General features: G+C 37.0%; 20 protein-coding genes. All 20 read right to left on the bottom strand.

Annotation, left to right across the window (positions count from 1 at the left end; translation table 11 throughout):
* Positions 1-9: 9 nt before the first annotated feature.
* On the bottom strand, positions 10-903 hold the full coding sequence (locus D9782_RS19075) for an isochorismatase (protein WP_121605467.1): 894 nt from the start codon (positions 901-903) through the stop codon (positions 10-12).
* Positions 904-929: 26 nt separating this feature from the next.
* Complete coding sequence (locus tag D9782_RS19080; protein ID WP_121605468.1) at positions 930-2,543, bottom strand: (2,3-dihydroxybenzoyl)adenylate synthase; 1,614 nt, start codon at positions 2,541-2,543, stop codon at positions 930-932.
* A 28-nt stretch (positions 2,544-2,571) separates the two neighbouring features.
* Complete coding sequence (gene dhbC, locus D9782_RS19085; RefSeq protein ID WP_026683092.1) at positions 2,572-3,753, bottom strand: isochorismate synthase DhbC; 1,182 nt, start codon at positions 3,751-3,753, stop codon at positions 2,572-2,574.
* Between the two features lie 24 nt (positions 3,754-3,777).
* Positions 3,778-4,563 carry a 2,3-dihydro-2,3-dihydroxybenzoate dehydrogenase gene (locus D9782_RS19090; RefSeq protein ID WP_121605469.1) on the bottom strand — a complete coding sequence of 262 codons (786 nt, stop codon included), beginning with the start codon at positions 4,561-4,563 and terminating at the stop codon, positions 3,778-3,780.
* A gap of 559 nt (positions 4,564-5,122) precedes the next feature.
* Positions 5,123-5,299, bottom strand: a complete 177-nt coding sequence (locus D9782_RS23365; protein ID WP_205388397.1) for a hypothetical protein — start codon at positions 5,297-5,299, stop codon at positions 5,123-5,125.
* Positions 5,289-6,590 (bottom strand): IS91 family transposase, encoded by a 1,302-nt coding sequence (locus tag D9782_RS19095; RefSeq protein WP_121605470.1) that lies wholly within the window; start codon positions 6,588-6,590, stop codon positions 5,289-5,291. Before D9782_RS19095 ends, D9782_RS23365 begins: the two co-directional genes overlap by 11 nt.
* Positions 6,591-6,726: 136 nt before the next feature.
* Positions 6,727-6,942: a hypothetical protein gene (locus D9782_RS19100; protein ID WP_121604416.1), complete on the bottom strand. Its 216-nt coding sequence runs from the start codon at positions 6,940-6,942 to the stop codon at positions 6,727-6,729.
* 322 nt (positions 6,943-7,264) lie between these two features.
* A complete protein-coding gene (dnaI, locus tag D9782_RS19105; RefSeq protein ID WP_121605471.1) occupies positions 7,265-8,191 on the bottom strand; it encodes a primosomal protein DnaI in 927 nt (308 codons plus the stop codon).
* A 21-nt stretch (positions 8,192-8,212) separates the two neighbouring features.
* Positions 8,213-9,556, bottom strand: a complete 1,344-nt coding sequence (locus D9782_RS19110) for a replication initiation and membrane attachment family protein (protein WP_240455755.1) — start codon at positions 9,554-9,556, stop codon at positions 8,213-8,215.
* A gap of 32 nt (positions 9,557-9,588) precedes the next feature.
* Positions 9,589-10,050 (bottom strand): transcriptional regulator NrdR, encoded by a 462-nt coding sequence (gene nrdR / locus D9782_RS19115; RefSeq protein ID WP_026681407.1) that lies wholly within the window; start codon positions 10,048-10,050, stop codon positions 9,589-9,591.
* Positions 10,051-10,074: 24 nt separating this feature from the next.
* On the bottom strand, positions 10,075-10,473 hold the full coding sequence (locus tag D9782_RS19120; RefSeq protein WP_026681408.1) for a hypothetical protein: 399 nt from the start codon (positions 10,471-10,473) through the stop codon (positions 10,075-10,077).
* 376 nt (positions 10,474-10,849) lie between these two features.
* Positions 10,850-11,230 (bottom strand): adenosylmethionine decarboxylase, encoded by a 381-nt coding sequence (gene speD, locus D9782_RS19125; RefSeq protein WP_026681409.1) that lies wholly within the window; start codon positions 11,228-11,230, stop codon positions 10,850-10,852.
* A 203-nt stretch (positions 11,231-11,433) separates the two neighbouring features.
* Positions 11,434-12,465, bottom strand: coding sequence for a glyceraldehyde-3-phosphate dehydrogenase (locus tag D9782_RS19130; protein ID WP_121605472.1), 1,032 nt, complete (start codon positions 12,463-12,465; stop codon positions 11,434-11,436).
* A gap of 593 nt (positions 12,466-13,058) precedes the next feature.
* Positions 13,059-13,658 carry a dephospho-CoA kinase gene (gene coaE, locus D9782_RS19135; protein WP_026681411.1) on the bottom strand — a complete coding sequence of 200 codons (600 nt, stop codon included), beginning with the start codon at positions 13,656-13,658 and terminating at the stop codon, positions 13,059-13,061.
* Between the two features lie 4 nt (positions 13,659-13,662).
* Complete coding sequence (gene mutM, locus D9782_RS19140; RefSeq protein ID WP_121605473.1) at positions 13,663-14,496, bottom strand: DNA-formamidopyrimidine glycosylase; 834 nt, start codon at positions 14,494-14,496, stop codon at positions 13,663-13,665.
* 12 nt (positions 14,497-14,508) lie between these two features.
* Positions 14,509-17,148 (bottom strand): DNA polymerase I, encoded by a 2,640-nt coding sequence (polA, locus tag D9782_RS19145; protein ID WP_121605919.1) that lies wholly within the window; start codon positions 17,146-17,148, stop codon positions 14,509-14,511.
* A gap of 716 nt (positions 17,149-17,864) precedes the next feature.
* Positions 17,865-19,244, bottom strand: coding sequence for a two-component system histidine kinase PnpS (gene pnpS, locus D9782_RS19150; RefSeq protein WP_121605474.1), 1,380 nt, complete (start codon positions 19,242-19,244; stop codon positions 17,865-17,867).
* Positions 19,244-19,936: a response regulator transcription factor gene (locus tag D9782_RS19155; protein ID WP_026681415.1), complete on the bottom strand. Its 693-nt coding sequence runs from the start codon at positions 19,934-19,936 to the stop codon at positions 19,244-19,246. The genes pnpS and D9782_RS19155 overlap by 1 nt, the downstream gene beginning before the upstream one ends.
* 165 nt (positions 19,937-20,101) lie before the next feature.
* Entirely contained in the window at positions 20,102-20,578 is a 477-nt protein-coding gene (locus D9782_RS19160) for a MaoC/PaaZ C-terminal domain-containing protein (RefSeq protein WP_121605475.1), read from the bottom strand.
* Between the two features lie 439 nt (positions 20,579-21,017).
* Positions 21,018-21,956: a malate dehydrogenase gene (gene mdh, locus D9782_RS19165; RefSeq protein WP_121605476.1), complete on the bottom strand. Its 939-nt coding sequence runs from the start codon at positions 21,954-21,956 to the stop codon at positions 21,018-21,020.

A 21,956-nucleotide genomic window follows, 5' to 3' on the forward strand; every position in this document is an offset into this window, starting at 1 on the left:
GACACTACATTACGTATTTTGTGGTATCCCAGTAATCATTTCCCACCAATCATGAAGTGTAGGTCTTTCTACTAACTTCATAAAGTTAACTTCGATTCCTTGCTGTCTCCATTCTTCAACTAAACTCATCATCCGAATCGAATCAAGTCCTATATCTAGTAGATTATCCCTATTGGCAATATCGTCAGGATGAATATCGAGCAAATTCGCTATTTGTATTTTCATATCTGAAAACGAAAACGCGTCATCCTGATTTAAATCTTGATGTGAGATAAGATCACGTAAAACAGCTTCTGTAGTTAGACAGTATCCACATCGAGTCGCAGCATATTGTAGGGCCATTTGATGATCTGCCTCTGAAAAATCAGCTACTGCATCAGCTACAAAAAAGGATTGAATATCTTCCATAAATGCATCCGTAGCAGTAACTAAACAACCAATATGTGCATAGACACCTGTAATGATAATTTGATCCTTATCGCTTTCTTGTAAAATACGTAATAAATCTGACTTTTTAAAAGCACTATAGCGCCATTTAGTTAGCACCGTATCCGATTCAACTGGAGTAAGCTCTTTAATAATCTGTGTTTCCTGTATACTTTCGCTTAATCCAGATCCCCAAAAATCTTGTAATAGTGCCCGATCAGCTGGAGCTTGATTGCCTGGCTGAGCTGTGTAGAATACTGGGATATTTAATTGTGTACAGCGTTGTTTAAGATCCTTAATATTGTTCACTAGTTCAGGCAAAGGAGATTGCTTAGAATCATAAGCATTAATAAAATATTGCTGCATATCATGTATAAGCAGAACCGCTCGTTTAGGATCAACCTTCCAGTCCACCATATTATTTGGTAAATCCGAAGATTGCGGCATCGGATATGTCGTTATAGATGGAAGTCCCATCTTATCCACTTCCTTTCAAGTAATAATTATATTTTTAATTTTTGATCAATTTTTTGTCGTAGTGTTTTTTTATTGACCTTACCGAATGGAGTTTTGGGAAACGTTTCAACGATTTCTACACGATCAGGTATTTTATATGCTGCCAAACCCCTTTCCCTTAAAAATTGTTTGAACTCACCTGGGTGATCTGAAGCAGAATGGAGAATAATAAATGCACAAGATCGTTCACCAAGGAATTTATCCGGCATCGCAACAACGGCGACGTCAAATACATTTGAATGTGCCAGCAAATGATTCTCTACTTCCTCTGCTGCGATCTTTTCTCCTCCTCTATTAATTTGATCCTTATCACGGCCTTCTACGGTAATATAACCATGTTCATTTACACTAACTAAATCACCGGTTCGGTAAAAGCCATCACTGGTAAATGCTTTTCGATTATGTGCTGGCGCATTATAATAGCCACATATGGTATATGGACCACGGGTTAATAGTTCCCCTACTTCACCTGTGGCAACAAGGTTATCGTCTTCATCTACAATCTTTATTTCATCATATGGAGACATTGGTTTTCCCTGTGTGTGTATAATAATCTCATCCGGATCATCCAAACGAGTATAATTTACAAGACCTTCAGCCATTCCAAATACCTGTTGTAATTTACAGCCAAAAGAAGGTTGTATTCGCTGCGCTACTTCAGCACTAAATTTTGCTCCACCAACTTGAATAACCTGTAAGCTTGATAAATCATCCCTTCGATTTTTAATCGCTTCTAGCCATATCAATGCTATCGGTGGGACAAGCGCTGTAATCGTTACTTGCTCTTTCTGAATCAGCGGAAATGCTTCATCTGGACTTGATCCAGAAGCAAGAACTATCTTTCCTCCTGCATACAAAATTCCTAACACACCTGGAGAACTCATCGGGAAATTATGTGCGATTGGTAGCACAGCCAAATACACACTATTTTTAGTTATTCGACAAATTTGATTACTCACGCGCAATGAATACATATAGTCATCATGTGTACGCGGTATTAATTTGGACAGCCCTGTACTACCTCCTGACAACTGCAAAAACGCTATTTCACTTGCTTTAATTTCAGGTTCCTTAAAATCTGCTTGTAAATACAAATCAAAAAGCGACGTGTATTTATTTGCCTCACCATGAACGATGATATGTTCAAGTGAATTTACGCTTTTTTGTACCTCACTGGCTAACAATGTATAGTTAAATCCTCCATACGTGTCAGGAATAATATATGCTTTTGCTTCCGCAAATTCACAAAAATAGTGAATTTCGCTATATCGATGGGCTGGAAGCGCATATACAGGAATTGCGCCTAACCGAAACAACGCAAAAACGACATCAAAAAAGGCAATTTGATTAGGCAGTTGAACGACAACACGATCAACTTTTTGTATCCCTAATTTTTGGAAACCTACTGCTAGCTGATTCACTTTTTTATTAAACTCACTGTAAGACACTTCAACTTCTCCATCAGTCATGGCTATTCGATTCTCGTATTTTTTGGCATTTTCCGCCAATAGGTCTCCAAATGTTTTTCCTTCCCAGCATCCTTCCTCTCGATAATATGCAGCATATTCTTCTGGCCAAGTTGGACATCCATCTAGAACCATATTTAATCCCTCCTTCATTTTTCAGGACTTAAATGCCTAGTCCCTGCAGCATCGTGCCAAACTTAGCTGCCGTTTCTGCTAATTCATCTTCTGGCTTTGAACCAGTGACTATTCCAGCTCCAGCAAATAACTGAAGGTTTCGACCACAAATTTCAGCACAGCGAATGGTGACTATCCATTCTCCATCTCCTGCCTCATCACACCATCCTACCATTCCAGTAAAAAATCCACGATCAAATGGTTCAATTTCTTGAATCGTATTGCGAGCAGCTTCTGTGGGGAAACCGCAAATAGCTGGTGTTGGGTGTAGAGCCATTGCTAACTCAATGGAAGTCACGTGCGGATCTTTTAGAATACCGTTAATTTCCGTAGAAAGATGCCACATTGCTTCTGTCTTTATTATTGAAGGTGTTGTAGGTACATGTAATTCCAGACAATATTCCTGAAGCGATTTTTTTACTGCATCTACGACTACTGCATGTTCATGTAAATCTTTGGCGGATTCCAATAATTCTTTGGCTTGTTGCTCATCCTCCAACGGATCTTTACAGCGAGGTCGTGATCCCGCTAACGGATTCGCTACTATTTTTTGTCCTGTCTTAGATACAAGCAATTCTGGGCTTGCACCAATTAATGTTCGAGGCTCAGTATCTTTCTGCTCATTCAATGATACATCAACTGCAAATGTGTATCCCGTTTTATTTGAGTAAGCTAGATTTTTTAATAATTGATGTGTATCTATCCTTTCAGCAGAGGTAATATGTAATGATCTGGATAAAACAATTTTTTGTATGTGATCTGTGTCAATAGCCTTTAGCCCCTTACGTACACCTTCCATATATACCTCAGGATCAGGAACTGCCTTTATTTCAAAGGTAGAGCTTGAAGCTTTCCTCCACTCTACTTGCTTTTTCACTTCTAATGGAGCAGCAGTAGATATCTCTTTCGGAATCACCAGTTTCGGTGACTCGGAAAAATCAAATGGGATCGCTCCCATCACAATTGGTCTGGCATGACCAGTCAATTTTGCTTGATTCAACGACTGTTTCATTTGCTCTACTATTCCGTGGCTATTTAACATATGAACGTTTGCAAAAACTCCTTTACCCAAGATCATTTGCTTTGGCGATGCTAATAAAAAATCGCCCTTTTGATAATTTTGAAGTAAAGTTATCTGTTTACTTTGATTAGAAGCAGTAGTATTTATCAATTTATATCCTCCTTTGGATGAATTTTACAACCCTAATGTTGCTCCACCATCTACACATATATCTTCCATAGTAATATGACCAGCCATATCAGATATAAGAAATAAAATAGTGTTTGTTACATCAACGGGCTCTCCAATTTTTCTTAGCGGAATACCAAGTCGATATTCTTCTGCAGTACCATTTATCGATACTTGTTCTCCTGTGTCATTCTTCCACAGTTGTTTAAGCATCTCGGTGTTCGTTGATCCCGGCGAAACAATGTTGCAGCGGATATTATAATTGGCTAGTTCTAATCCTAAACATTTGACAAACATTGTAGTAGCTGCTTTTGAAGCTGCATATGCTGCCATCGACATTCTAGGCATTCGAGCAGCATTTGAACTAACTACGACAATTGCACCAGCTTGACGAGGGATCATTCGTCTTGTAATGGCTTGGACAATATGGAACACACCGCTAGTGTTGACTTCAAAGGTGGTATCCCAATTTGATTTAGGAAGCGAAACGACAGAATCTAAAAAAAGTACCCCAGCGGCATGAATGAGAATTTCAATTGGTCCTACTTCACGTTCAATCATGTCTATTGTTTCTGCGACCTTTTCATAATTACGAATATCCAGTGTAAAAGCTGTTATGTGATGGCCGTTTTGCTTTAGCTCACTTACAAATGCAAATAGTTTTTCTGTATTGTTATCCAGTGCAACTACATGAGCACCATTATCAGAAAGCCCTTCAACAATGGACTGACCCATGCCACCACAGGCACCTGTTACAACAGCAACCTTTCCAGTTATTCCTGTAAATTGCATGACTTCATTCCTTCCAATCTATTCTTGTACTAAATAGTTATCTAAATCATTCAATTGATAATGATTATCATTATCAATATTTAAGTTAAATGATAACTGTTCTCAATGATGAAATCAAGTAATAATTTGAACTTTTTACCAATTGGAAGTTTAGTACTGCTTCAAAAGAATTAGCGAATCCAAGTATCCTAACTAGCAGATAAGTCTTTTTCATTATGTACGCTAAAAATTATGCAGTAATATGAAAAACCGGAATATTATGATATATTAAATTTTCTTCCCTTATTTATACTTTTCTTTTCTGTAAAAGAACAAAAAGTGCAAACGCCCGAATAGAAACGTAGCGAATGGAGCGAGTCAACGGAAATAAAGGAAACAAAGTGAGCTTACGAGCCGATGATGACTTCTCCTAGGGCAATTCGTGAAGTTGCCTAGGTTTGGACGCGGCTCAACATGCGCCTATTTATCCACAGGCTCAAATTTTATAGTTTCCTTCATTTCCTAGACTATTAAGAAAAACCGGGCAAAAACCAGCCCGGTCCTTTCCTGTTTGCCATAGCTAGAGCACATCCGATAGTTTGTATTCGTGTCCTTGTACTCCTTTATAATACTCCGGATACATTTCTCCTCCACATTGTTCACAGCTGAATCTTGGTGGCGTAGTTGGGTCTCCGCCATCCATCAAATCAAACTCTTCTACTACGTTATACGGTATCTTTTCTTCTTCATGACACATGAAACAATGATAGTTGACGTAGGTCTTCTTTGGACGTAAGTGGTCGGTTCCTTTTTTCTTCTTCCCTTTTTTGCGTCGTTTGTTGGTCTGTGCGATAGTGAATCAACCTTTCTAAATCATTCCTTGCTTCTTTTGTTAATGCAATCTTTATTTCTAATTTCCCATTCTCTAGACACACTTCTCCCTTGTATTCATAGTAATTGTCGCAATGCGAGCACACAAGGGGATCTTTTTGACCACTAGAAATAATACGCTCTCTCCAGGTTTGGCGGCGTAATGTCTTCTTCACTTTTACTATCCATTTCCTTGTACCTTGTTGCCATGTAGCTAATAGCTTTTTGCTTAAGCTCTTACTCCTTCTAGAATACACCCCATAGTGACGAATTGTCTTGAACTGTTCATTAGGAATATGACGTATTAATCGAATAATAAATTCTTCTACCGTTACGGTCTCATGTTTTTCTTTACCGTCTACTTTATCCATATATTTGAATGTCACATGTTGACCATCATATTCCTCGATACGATTGTTTCCAATCGCTGGTCGACGAATATAGCGGCCAATATAACGCAGTTGGTCCTTCACCTTTCCTCTTTGTTTTGGGGCATACACATAGAAGCCTTCCCCATTATTAGAAAAAGCCTGTTGTAATCTTGGTTGAATTCTTTTCTTTTCCTTATTTGACAAGTGGTTACGAATGAATTTTAACACCACCGTCTGCCATTGCTTTCGAAGCATCGTAAACGGTATATAGTCGTACGCTTTCCATTCTCCTTTTTCCGTAACTCCTCCCATTGTCACTAACATATGAACATGGGGATTGAAATTCACTCTTGACCCAAATGTATGTAATCCGGCAATTATCCCCGGTTTCACTTTTGCCTTCTTTCGAAAATAACCCGTGATTAGCTTCGCAGCTTCATCCATAAGGGGTTTCAAAAGCTCTCGATGCCATAGAAATATAGCCCGTAATTTTTCATCTATCGTAAAGATTACATGCCGATGGTTCACTTGTACTATATCTTCTGTAAGGACGCGACTCCATTCTTCACTTTCTCCTACAGAACACGTTGTACAAAAACGTCCTTTACATCGAAAAGGGACATGTCGAACGTCATGGCATCCTTCACAAACATAGAGTTTGAATCCATTTTTGGGATCTCCACAGTCACGAAATTTTTCCACCTCTTTAATGACAATTGGACGAATTCGCTCTCCATGTTTCTTCTTAAATGCTTCCCAATGTTGATGTTTATCAAAAAAGATTCGTTTCAAGATGTTTTTTTCCATATACTTAAAATACCACAGTAAGAAACACTCTGGTATAGCCAAATTTTTATACTTTCTTATCTTTTAAAAAAAACTGAGCAAAATTCGCTCAGTCCTTATCACTAAATGCTCAGATCTACGCTTCCTCTAGTAGCTATTATGGAATAATAGCTACTGCTTGTTTGACCACCACTCCGGCTGCCCACTTCCCTTTCCGTGGGGTTTGTCCTTCAGCTAACTTTTTTAGCAAAACCCGCTCAAAAAAGTGGATCTTCAGGTCAAACATTTCCCACAGGAGTTGAAGTGGCCGGCCTTCGCTATTATCAGGCTCTACAACGCTAGCATGAAGTAACACAGCTACTTTTATACTCACGGATAGCGATTTTCACTTTACCCATTGTAAAAAAAGTCAACCTATTACTTATGACAAGAATTGTTGCACCTTCTCATAGCGGAGACGAATTACGTAGACTCCTGCGGGATTAGCGCGAGCCGAAAATCCACTTTGCAACGTGTTCTTCTTTGCAAAGTTAGTTGAAGCCGTGCCCGCCGAAAGCGAAGTAATTCGTCGGAGCATTGCCAATATACATCAACCATTTCAAAATAACTACTTGGCTTAACGCAGTCATTGCACTGATTTTATACTTTCTTAACTTATAAAAAAGAGCTTGAATTTTTTCAAGCTCTTTACTAGATTATTGTCTTCTATTTTCGGAATTTATATGGACTTCTTTACTAACTTGTTTCATTCTTTCAATAATACGACCAGCTTTGACTTGCTCTACACCACTTTTCGTTTGAGCAAGGTGATCTTCCAGCTGCCCCATACTATAATTGGAAGTGAAAAAAACTGGGAGTCCTTCCATCATTCGATATTGTAGCAACGAACCGAGAATCTCATCTCGAAACCAGGAAGATTGCATTTCCGCGCCAATATCATCAAGCATTAAAACATCTGCTTTTTTGAAGTAATCCAATTTTTTATTAACGGTATCGTCTTTCATCGAGGATTTTATCTCGCGTACAAACTCTGGCATATAAATGAGTGTAGAGGAAATATGAAGTTCTTTTAATTTATTAGCCAATGCTCCTAAAAAATATGTTTTTCCTACTCCAAACGGGCCATAAAAGTAAATACCTTTTTCAGGTATTCCAGATTTTGCTTCTTCAACAAATTGCAACAAGTCTCGGACTGCCTTACTACGTTTTGGATCTGTATCGATATCATCAATAGCTGCTTCTAAGATTTGCTTAGGCATGTATAAGCTTTGCACTAACTTTTGTTGCTCTTGTTGTCTCTCATGATCTATATGAAGATGGCATTTTTCATAAGATAAATGTATCTCTTTTCCCTCTACATATAGATTTGGAGAATATCCCTGAAGCATATTTTTACATTCAGCGAAGCAAGTACAATTATCACACTGTTTTGATTGTGACTTGTATTCATATAGTTTCATTAAGTTTTTATCAATTTCAGACTGTGGTAATTGAGGATGCTGAGATAGAAATACCGATATTTCAGGGTCACTTAAAATTTCATGCTTAATTTTTGTATAGTTTTCTTTAAAATTATTATTTCCCCTCATCCACTTTTTTAGTGAAGATTGTACTGGCTTCATTTCAATCATCCTTAATCATGCTTATTTATTGTTACTAGAATATTGCCTTAGCAATTCCTCTAATTCACGCTGTTCCTTCGCTTCGTCGATTTCCTCTTCTTTGGTAGCAGTCGCCTGTAGTTGTTTTTTCTTTTGCTCTTTAAACCAGTCTGGAATAACCTCTTTTTTGTTTCTTACACCATAACCACTATTGGTTTTTTTAACTTTTTGGTAGCTATCTTTTTCTTTCTTTGCAAATGCCATAGCCTCTTTTGCAGTTTGTAAATTCGCTCTTGACCAATGACTGGCAATTTTTTCTACATATGCTTTAGATAATTTCATATTGGATTGCAGCAAAACGTAATGAATTAACACATTCATAACTGGTGATGGCAGACCTTGTGACGTCATAATATCACGAATCAATCGCAAATCTTGCTCTGAAGCATGGTTCCCGCTAGATAAATCTTCTAGCAATTGTCTAGGAGAAATGGTTTCTAATTGCTCAATTAATTGCTCCTCTTTAGTGAGTGGCTGTTTGGATTTTGAAGTAGCGTTTTTCATTTGACTTGTTTTAGCTGAAAGTCTTATATTATTCCCTCTATACTTTTGCTTAAATACATCGTGACACGCCGCTTTAAACTCTTCTGTGTTTAAACAATTTTCCTCCGTTAAAGCCCATAATACCGATTTTTCAATATCATGGGACTCTAAATTATACAGAAACATCATTTGCGAAATGAGTTTTCGATTTTGAGTAGTAAGTACTTTTCTTATAGGTATCATACGCTGTTTTAAAGCATGCTCCATCCACGAAAAATCTACATCCAGCATATCCAATTCAGCTTCTTCCACATCCATATTTTCTTGCTGGTACGATGGTGTTACCGTTTCAAAGACATCCTGGAACGTAGCTGTAATGTTTACACCAAAGGACTCGTTTGGTGATGGAGCGAAATGCTGCTTTAAAAATTGAAATTTATCATTACCTATATGATGATACAGCAGCTGTGAAAGCATTGGATCTTTAAAAAAATGCGCTGGTGAAAATAACTGTTGTAATTCATACGTAAAAACATTATTCGACCCTTCCGATCTTTTAAATGTTTTTAACATTCCAATTGCTTCTAGTTTTAATCTGGCGCTATAGATCTCATCTAATGGTAAATTTAAATAATTCATCAATGTATGGTGTGTTTGGGGTTCTGATTTATTAAGCTGTAATTCGATTTCATGAAGAAGTGTTTGATATAATGTGACCGCTTGAATTCCAATTAACGGTTGGTACAAATGCGTTAGGGATTTAGCATAATCTACCGGTAGTGTTTCTTTAAGTACAACATAATATCCTTCAACAGGTAAAATCTTTCCTATCCTGTTCACCATTGCTCTAATCCTTTCATTTAAGCATATAATGTTTATTTATTCTCTGTATTAATTAAGTCTTTTAATTCATCAAGAAAAACGCTAATATCTTTAAATTGACGGTACACAGAAGCAAAACGAACATAAGCTACTTCATCCACTTTTGAAAGTCGATCCATAACCCTTTCGCCTACCTCTTTACTATCAATTTCTGATACTCCTTCATTACGCAGTTCTTTTTCTACCTCAACTGCAATTTCCTCTATTTTTTCTAGTGGAACCGGTCGTTTTTCACAAGCTCTGATTAAGCCTCGTATTAATTTCTCACGATTGAATTCTTGGCGCACTCCATCCTTCTTTACAACAATTAAGGGAACATCTTCAATTCGTTCAAATGTTGTAAATCGAAAGCCACACTGCTCACATTCCCTACGTCTACGGATGGATTGTCCTTCTTCAATTGGTCTCGAATCTAGTACCTTTGTGCTTTTGTTATGGCAATTTGAACACCTCATACCGTTCAACCCCACTCCTCATGTCTACCTATGCATGTCTTGTTTTGTAATGATTGGTAACTCTTTACTTATTTCGTTATAAAGTCGCTGTATTACCTTTGTACTATAGCCAAAATCAAATGGTAAAATCGATTCCGTAGTTACGGAAAAATCTATTGCAGTTTGATAGGGACGTACCATTATAATAGTTGCAATGATAAATGCCTTTTTTCCCTTTTTTATATTTACACTGATTTCACCATGTTCTTTCGATATTGAATGTAGTTGATACGTATCAGAACGTCTGAACATATCTTCTAGCGTACCCATTCCTTTATCTCTGGTTGTTTTATAATAATGTGTTTGGAGTGAGGTATCCCAATGGTTATCTCTAGTTTCAGCATGGTTGCTAAAAAATTTGGCCATCGTATTTCGTAACGACATTCTCAACACCCCAATTGCGTATATTTTTCATATGTATAGTATTACTATATTAACATGTTTTGCTTAAAACCTCTAACAGAAATAATTCGCTGTTAACTTCATAGTTTCAGAGAACAAAAGCCCAAGCGCTCGATTAGAAACGTAGTGACTGGAGCGAGGCAACGGAGATAAAGGTATTACGGTGAGCTTGCGAGCCGATGATAACTTAGATTAGGGTGATTCGTGGAGTCGCCTCGTTTCTGGAGCTGGACGTAGCTCAACACGCGCCTATTTATCCACACGACTAATTTTATAATTTCTTAGACAGTAAAAAAGGTCGATATTCTGCTGCAAGTTCCACAGACCATCGACCTTTTTGTACTTATTGAACTATTCATTAAGCCTTTTTACGACTTTCCTTTATATTAACAGAACCTAGCCCTCGTGGTATTTCAACTTTTTCAAAACGCTTTGCCTCAAGTGCATTTGCAATATACTGAGCCGCTATATTCGGATCGATAACCTCCCCGCATGTGTATACATCTATACTCGCATACCCATGTTCAGGAAAGCTATGAATCGTTAAATGCGATTCTGAAATAATGACTACACCGCTCACGCCATGTGGGGCAAATTTGTGAAAAGCAACCTCACGAATCTCAGCTCCTGCTTTTAAAGCAGCATCCACAAAAATTCGTTCGATTAAACGCATATCATTTAATTTATTAACATTGCACTGCCAAAGTTCCGCAATAACGTGCCTTCCCATTGTATCCATGTATTTATCCCCCTCATGGTATTGTTTCTTGAAGCCCTACTTTCTGCCACGGGGGAAAGTTAGTCCGATGAGGTCCTAACCCTTTAAGCAGAAAAACAAATTAATCAAGAATACAACGAAAAGTATAACCTGTTTCACAGACATTTGCAATATTTTTCACATTGCTTAGACAGTACATGTATATGCACTAATGAACATTCCAGTTAGCTAATTTGCGCTTGTTTTTGATAAAGGTAACTTCCAACATACTTTGTTAAATCGATCACTCGTTTGGAGTAACCCCACTCATTATCATACCAAGCAAGAACCTTTACTTTATGATTATCCATTACCATCGTAGATAAACCATCAACAACTGCTGAAAAATCAGTTGTAGTATAATCAATTGAAACCAATGGTTCTTCACTATAGCTAACTATACCTTTAAAATCTGTTTCTTGAGCTTGTTTAAAAATATGATTAACCTCTTCAACCGAAATGGAATTCTTTACATCGACAACCAAATCAACTAGGGATACATTAGGTGTTGGTACACGTAATGCCATTCCATGTAATCTTCCGTTTAAGTGTGGGATTACTTCTCCTAGTGCCTTCGCAGCACCAGTAGACGTAGGAATAATAGATTGTGTGCAACCCCGAGCTCGTCTAAGATCCTTGTGCGGGTTATCTATATTCTTTTGATCATTTGTAAATGCATGCACTGTGGTCATTAATCCATTTTCAATTGAAAAATGGTCGTCAATTATTTTGACAATCGGTGCTAAACAGTTTGTTGTACATGATGCATTTGATATTACATCATCCTTTTCTGGATTATATACTCCTTCGTTTACTCCCATAACAATAGTTTGATCAACTTCCTTACCAGGTGCAGTAATCACTACTTTTTTCGCTCCAGCACGAATGTGCCCTCCTGCACTTTCTTTCGTTTTAAATTTTCCTGTTGCTTCAATAACAATATCGATATTTAACTCATCCCACGGTAAATTTTCAGGAACACGAGAATTTACAAGTTTAATTTTCTTATCACTAATCATAATTCCTTCATTAACCGCTTTCACTTCTTTATCAAAAATACCGTGAACACTATCGTATTTAATAAGATGCGCCAGTGTCTCTGCAGGATAACTTGCATTTATAGTAACAACTTCAAGTTGTTCATCCAAAATCGCTTGACGAAATACCATTCGTCCGATTCGTCCAAATCCATTTATAGCAACACGAGTTTTATTCATACAAAGTCCTCCCACTATAAGTTATACTTTTTCTCTTTATTTATTAATTAGTATAACACATTAGGAGGTATATGTGTGTTTTATTTTAGATTTATCCAGATATTTTAGTTTTCAAACAATTAACCAAAGGTATTAATGTGTTTGAGATTAAAAAAGAGCAAGAACAAACGTATGTAATATTGTGAAATTTAAATCAGTTGGGGTAAGCAATACCTCAACTGATTGTTAGTGGAACCAATCGGACATTTACTGGCAGTCGATCCATATTGGGTTCACTTTATTGCTTAAAGTGGGGATCTTACTGCCAGTAAATACGAGATCCATTTATAAGCCAAACAACATAATACCGACCCTCGGAAGTTAGATTTTTCACTCTAACTTCACGGGGTCGGTATCAATCCGTTCGACTTTAGTTATGAAATGATGATTAGCTCCATTTAGTAATGGAAAATATCTAGACGACTCCTTGAGGGAAAAGGGCACGGTAAGATCTATACTGAATGAGAAGTATTTACGCTACATTACTCAAGCACTTCTCTCATACTACACAAATCGGTTATAATTTTTTTAGAAATGTAGGGTTTCTTTACAAGTTAACGAATTCCCCAAGTACGTAAGATTTCCTCCAGTTGTTCATAAGAAGCATGTTTTGTTCCATTGTTATCAATAACAGCATCTGCCATAGCAGCTTTTTCTTTAACAGGTATTTGTGAAGCGATCCGCTGCTTGGCTTCTTTCTCAGAATAACCATTTCGCTTCATCAGTCTTTCGATTTGCACATGCTCATCAACATAGACAACAATTGTTTTATCAACTAGATAGGCTAGTTTGCTTTCAAATAGTAGTGGAATATCTAGAACGACACACGCTGCTCCCGCTTTTACATATCCATCTTTTCGCATTAGCATTTTTTCTCTTACGGCCGGATGAACGATATCGTTTAATTGCTTTCGCTTCGCTTCATCTGCAAAAATAATTTCGCCTAATTTTTCACGATTGAGCGTTTTATCCTCTCGTAATACCTGTTTGCCAAAGGCTTCAATGATTTGATCGTAAGCTATCTCTCCCGGATTAACCACTTCTCTTGAGATTTTGTCGGCGTCGACAACTGGTATGTTATGATCGTCAAACATAAGGGATACGGTACTTTTACCACTAGCAATACTTCCGGTTAACCCAATAATTAGTGCCATGTCCTCACCTCTTTAGTAGTTGGCAGGTTGTACAGATATGAGTGCCTCGTCCACCTATCTTCATTTTAATAATTTGTTTACCACATTTTTTACATGCCTTATCCTCTTGTCCATAAACGAATAACTCTTGTTGAAACATCCCCATTTCTCCTTGACCATTTACATAAGAACGTATCGTTGTCCCACCCTGTTTTACTGCTTCCTGAATGGTTACAATTGCCTGTTTGCGAACTTCTGTAATTTCTTTATGCGTTAGCTTATTAGCTTGCCGCAATGGGTGAACTCCTGCACGAAATAATGTTTCATCGACATAAATATTTCCCAATCCAGCGACAATTCCCTGATCAAGTAAGGCCGATTTAATAACTCGTTCTGTTTTTTTTAATTTATTTATAAAGTAATCCGTTGTAAATGCAGGATCAAAAGGATCTGGCCCTAATAAGTTTAATGGTTTACTTTTCCTTTCTTCCCCTTTTTTGAAAAGGTGCATTGTTCCAAACTTACGAACATCATTATACCGAAGCTCTTCCCCATTCGTAAAAGAAAAAATAATATGGGTATGTTTCTTTAGTGGTTCAGACGACTTCGTAACACGATATTTACCTTCCATCCGTAAATGTGAAACTAATACGTAATCATCTAATTGGAATAATAGAAACTTTCCTTTCCGCAAAATATCATGTATTGTCTGTCCAACAAGTTCCATTTTAAATTGTTCCATGTCATCAGGCCGTTTTATTATTTTTCCCCAATGAACATCAACATGATCGATTGTTTTATTTAAAACGAACTGTTTTAACGTTTTTCTAATCGTTTCAACTTCTGGTAATTCAGGCATCTTATTATCTCCTTATTTTGCATCAAACCAGCTATCACCAAAGGCATAATCAACCTTTAATGGAACCATTAATTCTACAGTGTTTTCCATCATAGCTGGGACTATTTCTTTTAGTTTTTCTATTTCTGATTTTGGTGCTTCTAAAATGAGTTCATCATGAACTTGAAGCAGCATACGTGCCTGTAGTTTTTCATCTTTTAGCTTTCCATGCAGGTCGATCATCGCTTTTTTTATAATATCAGCAGCACTTCCTTGAATCGGCGTATTCATGGCAGTCCTTTCGGCAAAGCTCCGCAAATTAAAATTCCTACTTGTAATTTCTGGTAAATACCTTCTCCGATTCATCAATGTACTTACGAAGCCTTTGTGCTTCGCTTCTTGTACGATTTCATCCATATATGTTTTAACACCCGGATAGCTCTCGAAGTATCGCTCAATGAATTGCTTAGCTTCCTTCCTTGTAATTCCAAGGTTTTGAGAGAGTCCATAATCACTAATTCCATAAACAATACCAAAGTTTACAGCTTTTGCTTGACGGCGCATATTAGCAGTTACTTCGTCTTTATCAACATGGAATACATCCATCGCTGTTTGTGTGTGGATATCTGAGTCATTTTTAAAAGCAGCAATCAATTTTTCATCTTTAGCAATATGTGCTAATACCCGTAATTCTATCTGTGAGTAATCAGCTGCAAACATAACCCAATCCTCATTTGCAGGTATAAATGCATGACGTATTTTTCTACCTTCCTCTAAACGAATAGGTATGTTTTGCAGATTTGGATCAATGGAGCTTAACCTGCCAGTTTGCGTTAACGCCTGGTTAAATCGGGTATGGATTTTATTAGACTGTTTATTTACTACTTTTAATAAACCTTCAATATACGTAGATTGTAACTTTCCAAGCTGACGATATAACAACAGCTTTGGAATTATTTCGTGCTCACCTTGCAGCTGCTCTAAAACATCAGCAGCAGTAGAATAACCTGTCTTCGTTTTTTTTATAACAGGAAGCTTTAGCTTTTCAAATAGGATAGGGCCTAGCTGTTTGGGAGAATTTAAATTAAATGACTCGCCTGCCAATTCATGCACTTCTCGCTCAAGATCCGCTAATCGCTCTTTTAAATCAGTACGCATTTCTTCCAAACGATCCGCGTCCACTAAAACTCCGGTATGCTCCATTTCTCCTAAAATTAATGCTAATGGCATCTCAAGCTCTTTAAACAGCTCATATTGTTCGTTATCTTTTAGTTGTTGTTGCATCGTATCTCTTAAGCTAAACAATATGTTGGCTTTTCGAGCTACATGCTCCGCTAAAATATCCAATTCCGGTACCTTCTGTTTAGCACCCTTACCATACACTTCTTCATCAAATAGACAATCAGCCTGTCCCAGTCGGTTCGCTATCGCGGGAATATCGTGATTATTCTCAGATGGATTCAGTAAATACGATGCTAGTAGCATATCAAAGATTATGCCTTTTGTATGAATGTCATACCTCAGCAAAGAAACCAGTGTTTTTTTCGCATCAAATACGACCTTATGTTTACTCGCATCCTCCAACCAATTTTTAAATGCTTCAGAATTCAAGGCATTTTCAGTGGATATAAAGTAGGCATTGTCCTTATTGACTATACCAAACCCTTCAATTGCTGACTGATGGTAGTTTTCTCCTAGCATCTCTATAATCAATGCCTCTTCACCTGTAAACGTATCATTAGTAACGTTTGATAGGATAGTGTAATCTATTTCTTTCTTTGGAACATGATTACTTCCTACTTCTACTTCTCCTCCGTCAATTCGATTTAGTAGGGATTGAAAGCCTAGTTGCTTAAAAATATTACTTACATTGTTTTGCTGATAGCCTTTGTAAGGAATATCATCTGTAGAAATAGTTATAGGCGAATCTTGATTTATTGTTACTAGCTCTTTACTCATAAATGCGTCATCTTTATGCGTAATGAGCTTTTCTTTTAATTTCTTACCACCAATATCATCAATATTTTCGTAGACTTGTTCTAAGGTGTGAAATTGTTTTAAAAGTTTTACTGCAGTCTTTTCTCCAACACCAGGAACACCGGGTATATTATCCGATTTATCACCCATTAATGCCTTTAAATCGATAATCTGATCTTGGGTGATTTCCATTTTCTCTTTTAAAAATTGAGGTGTATATCGTTCAACATCACTAATTCCCTTTTTCGTCAAACTAACAGTAACCTTGTCGGAAACAAGCTGTAACAAATCCTTGTCACCAGAAATGACCGTTACATTCCATTCATCTGGTGTTACAAGCTTCGATAACGTTCCGATGATGTCATCCGCTTCATAATTCTCCAGTTGGTAATGGGCAATTTCAAATGCGTCCAATACTTCCTTAAGTAATGGAAATTGTTCCGATAACTCCGGTGGTGTTTTTTGGCGTCCCCCTTTATATTCTTTATATGTAGCATGTCTAAAGGTTGTTTTACCTGCATCAAATGCTACTAACATATGTGTTGGCTTTTCTTCTTCTAGTATTCTTAACAGCATTGTGGTAAACCCATATACAGCGTTCGTGTAAACACCTTTATCATTATTTAATAATGGCAACGCAAAGAATGCTCGATAGATAATACTGTTCCCGTCAATTAAAACCAGTTTATTGCCCATCTTCTCGCCTCCGTTAATTTCTTCATTAACCATATTTTATCATCCTAGCTTCATAAAGTGAAACGACATTCTCTATGTAAGCATATAACAGAAAAGATTACTGCCTTCCTTATCATTTTGTTCTTTCTTACTATGATGTGACTTCTTTCTAAACAGCTGCTAAAAAAGAAGAAGATGGGACAAAACAAAACTTCATTACTCAAATACGAATAATCATGTTATCAATGGGAGCATCACCGACGCATCATGAAAATATACTCGCTTTCCGCAGGAACGGCCTTAGCTAACTTGGTAAAGAAAAACACGTTACCAAGTGGAGCTTCGAACTCGTGCTGTTCCTGCTAGATAAGGAAGGCTTCGGCAGCGATACATCGGCGCAGAAAAACGTTCTTCTTTTGAAGGAGCATTGCATTTTCAGGTGCTTCATTAATTATTCTAAGAACAAAAGCGCAAGCACCCGATTAGAAACGTAGCGAATGATGCGAGTCAACGGAGATAAAAGAATCACGGTGTGCTTGCGAGCCGAATTAGATTAGGGCGATTCGTGAAGTCGCCTTGTTTCTGGGTGCTGGAGCTGGGCGCGGCTCAACACGCCCCTATTTATCCACATCGGCACATTTTATACTTTCCTAGACCACCAAAAAACGAACGATAATTAGTTTTAACTAATTATCGTTCGTTTTTTATTGTTTATTCATTACTTTTGTCGTATGCTGTTAGTCATCTATTCTCACCTTTGGTAAATACACAGTTACAGCTGTCCCTTGCCCAGGTTCGCTTTCTATTTGTATGTCTCCGTCATGAACCTCAACAATATGTTTAACGATGGCGAGGCCAAGCCCTGTACCACCTGTATTTCTACTCCGTGCTTTATCTACCCGGTAAAAACGCTCGAAGATACGAGGAAGTGCATCTTTTTCAATCCCAATTCCAGAATCTTTCACTTGAATACTAACGGTGTCATCACTTCGCTTTACTTCCAAGTTAACTCTACCTTTTTCGGGGGTATAATTAATAGCATTATCTAATAAGTTAATCATAATTTGTTTTATTTTTTCCATATCTGCAGTTAATTCTAACCCCTCTTCTACATCAACAGAAAATGATAGGTCCTTTTTTTTCATCTTATGTTCTACAATTAGCTTAACTTCTCGAACGAGCTCCTTCACATTAAATGTCGTTAAAACCAATTGAAAATTTTCTTTCTCCAGCCTCGAAAGTATTAGTAAATCCTCTATTAACAGCTGGAGGCGATGACTTTCTTTATAAATAATTTCTAGAAATTCCTTGTTATCTTCTGAATGTGGCATGGAGTTATCCAAAAGCGTTTCAGCGAATCCTTTAATAGAAGTGATCGGCGTTTTTAACTCATGGGATACGTTTGCTACAAAATCCTTACGCATTAATTCAAGCTTCTTCATTTCTGTAATATCGTATAAAACTAACACAGCTCCTTTTAGCATATTTCGATCATTAAAAATAGGAGCACCAACGATTTCAATATAAAACTTATCAATTCCTTTAAAATGCGTGAATTCCTCTTTTACATTTCGTTCGTATAAGAAGGTTTTTTGGACTGTTTCATGGATAATTTCATTGTCCAACACATCATAATATAAATAACCTTGATAATCCTTTGCGGTTAATCCGAATAACGAAATAAATTTACCGTTAACAAAATGGATGTAGCCTTTTGAATCAATTAAAACGAGCCCACTTTGTGTATTTTCTATAATCGTAGACAGCTGTTCAGACTGCATTTGTTCTTGAATAGATAATTCGCTTAAGTTCCGCGCTAACGAATTGATCTTATTACTTAACATACCAATACTGTCTCCACTTGGGTGATGAAATCTAGCACGGTAATTACCTTTAACAATCTCATCCACAGTCTTCGTTGCTTTTTTAATTGGTTTTATAAATCTTTCATGAAAATGAAGTAAAAACAGTAATAATATTATAAATTGAATGAATAACACTGCAGTTAGCGTAACATAGTTTCCTAGTAATACGCTTAATAAAATTCCTGTTATCGCAACAACCATAAAGATTCCGATAACATAACCAAAAATTGGCTTCCTAAATAAAAATTGCATTAACTAGGGTCCTCCATTTTATACCCCAGACCCCTTACCGTTTTAATATAAACAGGTTTTTTAGAATCTGGTTCTATTTTATCGCGAAGATGAGAAACATGAACATCCACAATTCGCGTATCACCAACAAAATCATAATCCCAAACACCGCTAAGCAGTTGATCTCTAGAGATGACTTTCCCTTTATTTTTCGCCAGATAGTAAAGGAGTTCAAACTCCTTTCGCGTAAATGTAATTACTTTATCATTCATTTCTGCCTCGTATCTCTCAGGATAGACTGTCAAATCTCCAATTTGTATATAAGAAAAATTTGATTTCTCTACTTTATTCGATCTTCTTAATATCGCTTTTATTCGTGCTATTACTTCCTTCGGACTAAAAGGCTTTGTTAAGTAATCATCAGCGCCAAGCTCAAGTCCGAGCACCTTATCAAACTCTTCATCCTTTGCAGTTAACATTAAGATTGGTGTATCTATTTTATTGTTACGCAAATACCTACAAACTTCCATTCCATCCATTTCAGGAAGCATAAGGTCTAGAACAATTAAATCATAATCATTTCCTTCAGCTTTCTTTACAGCCTCTGCTCCATCATAGGCAACATCGGTAATAAAGCCTGCTTTTCCAATATTAAAGTTTAGTAATGTAACAATCGACTTTTCATCATCGACAATTAAGATTTTCTCGTTCATGTACAGTCCCCGTTTCTGTTCGCAAGTAGAATATTTGGTACACCTTTCATCTTACAATGAATAGTAGTTAATGTGAACAAGTTAGGAGTTTGTAAATTATTTTTTACAAAATCAAAAAGAAATACTACCCCTCTTTAGAATAGTATTTCCTAACATTAGAAATTATTAAAAAAAGTTTTCTAATGATTTTGCAGTCAATGAATTAGGTTTACAAGCTGGACTTACATACAGCTTACCGCGAACGACAATCTCATTTTCATGATTCGTTCCAGTCACACTCATAGCAACTTGCTTGTTCTGGTAATCGATTGCAATTACTTCTAACGTAAAAGCTACTGTTGTACTATGGTAAACTGGAGCAGGAAAAGTCATTTCATGTTGTGTAATGTGGCTACCAGGTCCCGGAAGAGACATAGATACTAATGATGAGACCATGCCAAATAACATAACAGATGGTACAATCGGCTTTTCATAAGCAGTTAATGATGCATAATCATGTTGAAGATACAAAGGGTTTGCATCACCTGTTAAACCTAAATATAATAATAAGTCCCTATCATCCATTTTTTTCGTTTCTGAGTAAGTATCTCCCACTTGAATTTCATTTAATTCTTTTCCTAATGGTCGTTTCTTACCTAGCATAACTACACCCCCGTAATGTAAGCGCTTTCTATTATAACAAAAACTCAGCTATATTACCACTTTTTACAGATAAAACGAGCGAAGAGCCATTAAGAAACATAGCTAAACAGAGTAATATCTAAAGCCGAAATAATCCTTATTCAATCATCGCATCGCAAACGGAAGTATGGGGCAGCGGGGTCTAGCTACGTGACTAAGCAAAATTATTGTAGTTGCATAAACCTGCAAATTCGTGCTGTTTTCCGCAATTCGTAGGTCGGCTCGGCTTTGATTAACGGACCATTGTATCCATGCTTTGGCAGTAATCATCACTATGTCGAAAAAGGGGAATAATAAAACACCCTCCAAGTGTCAGATTGTATTTTTTAATCTGTCTACTTAGAGGGAGCATTCAGTATAACTTTGTATCCTAAGATTGTGCTCTTTATATATACAATAATTAATCTAATATGTTTAAAACATTTTTAACAGAGTCAGCTGATTTATCTAAAGCTGCTTTCTCTTCATCTGTTAAGTCTAACTCAATGATCTCTTCAATTCCTTTTCCGCCTAGCACAGTAGGAACCCCTAGGTAAATATCAGAATAGCCGTATTCACCTTCTAAATATGCAATTGCTGGAAGAACGCGACGCTGATCCTTCAGAATAGCCTCGGCCATAACTGTTAATGATGCAGCAGGAGCATAATAGGCACTTCCATTCCCTAATAGACTGACAATTTCTCCCCCGCCTTTACGTGTACGTTCCACAATTGCATCTAAGCGATCCTTCGAAATTAGCTTTTCTAATGGAATTCCACCTGCATAGGAATAACGAATTAATGGCACCATGTCATCACCGTGTCCACCTAACACAAATCCAGTAACATCTTTAACCGATAAATTAAGTTCTTGGGCAACAAATGTACGGAACCTTGCTGTATCAAGTACACCAGACTGACCAATAACACGTTCTTTTGGAAGACCAGATTCTTTAAAAATTGTATAAGTCATGGCATCAACAGGATTTGTTAACACTACAATATACGTTTCAGGCGAATAGTTAACAACTTCTTTTGCAACGGATTTCATGATTTTAGCATTTGTATTAACTAAATCATCACGGCTCATACCTGGTTTTCTAGCAATTCCAGCTGTAATGATTATCAGGTCAGAGTCTTTTGTATCTTCATAATTTGATGTTCCACTAATGGAAGCATCAAAGCCCTGTACAGGACTAGCTTCTAGCATATCAAGGGCTTTTCCTTTTGTTGGGTCTTCCATGTTTGGAATATCAACAAGGACTATATCTCCTAGTTCTTTTTGAGCTAGCATTAAAGCAGTAGTTGCCCCTGTAAAGCCTGAGCCAATTACAGATATCTTACTTCTCTTTATAGCCAT

It is taken from the genome of Virgibacillus sp. Bac332 (genome assembly GCF_003667785.1).
GTDB classification, from domain to species: Bacteria; Bacillota; Bacilli; order Bacillales; family Amphibacillaceae; genus Virgibacillus; species Virgibacillus salarius.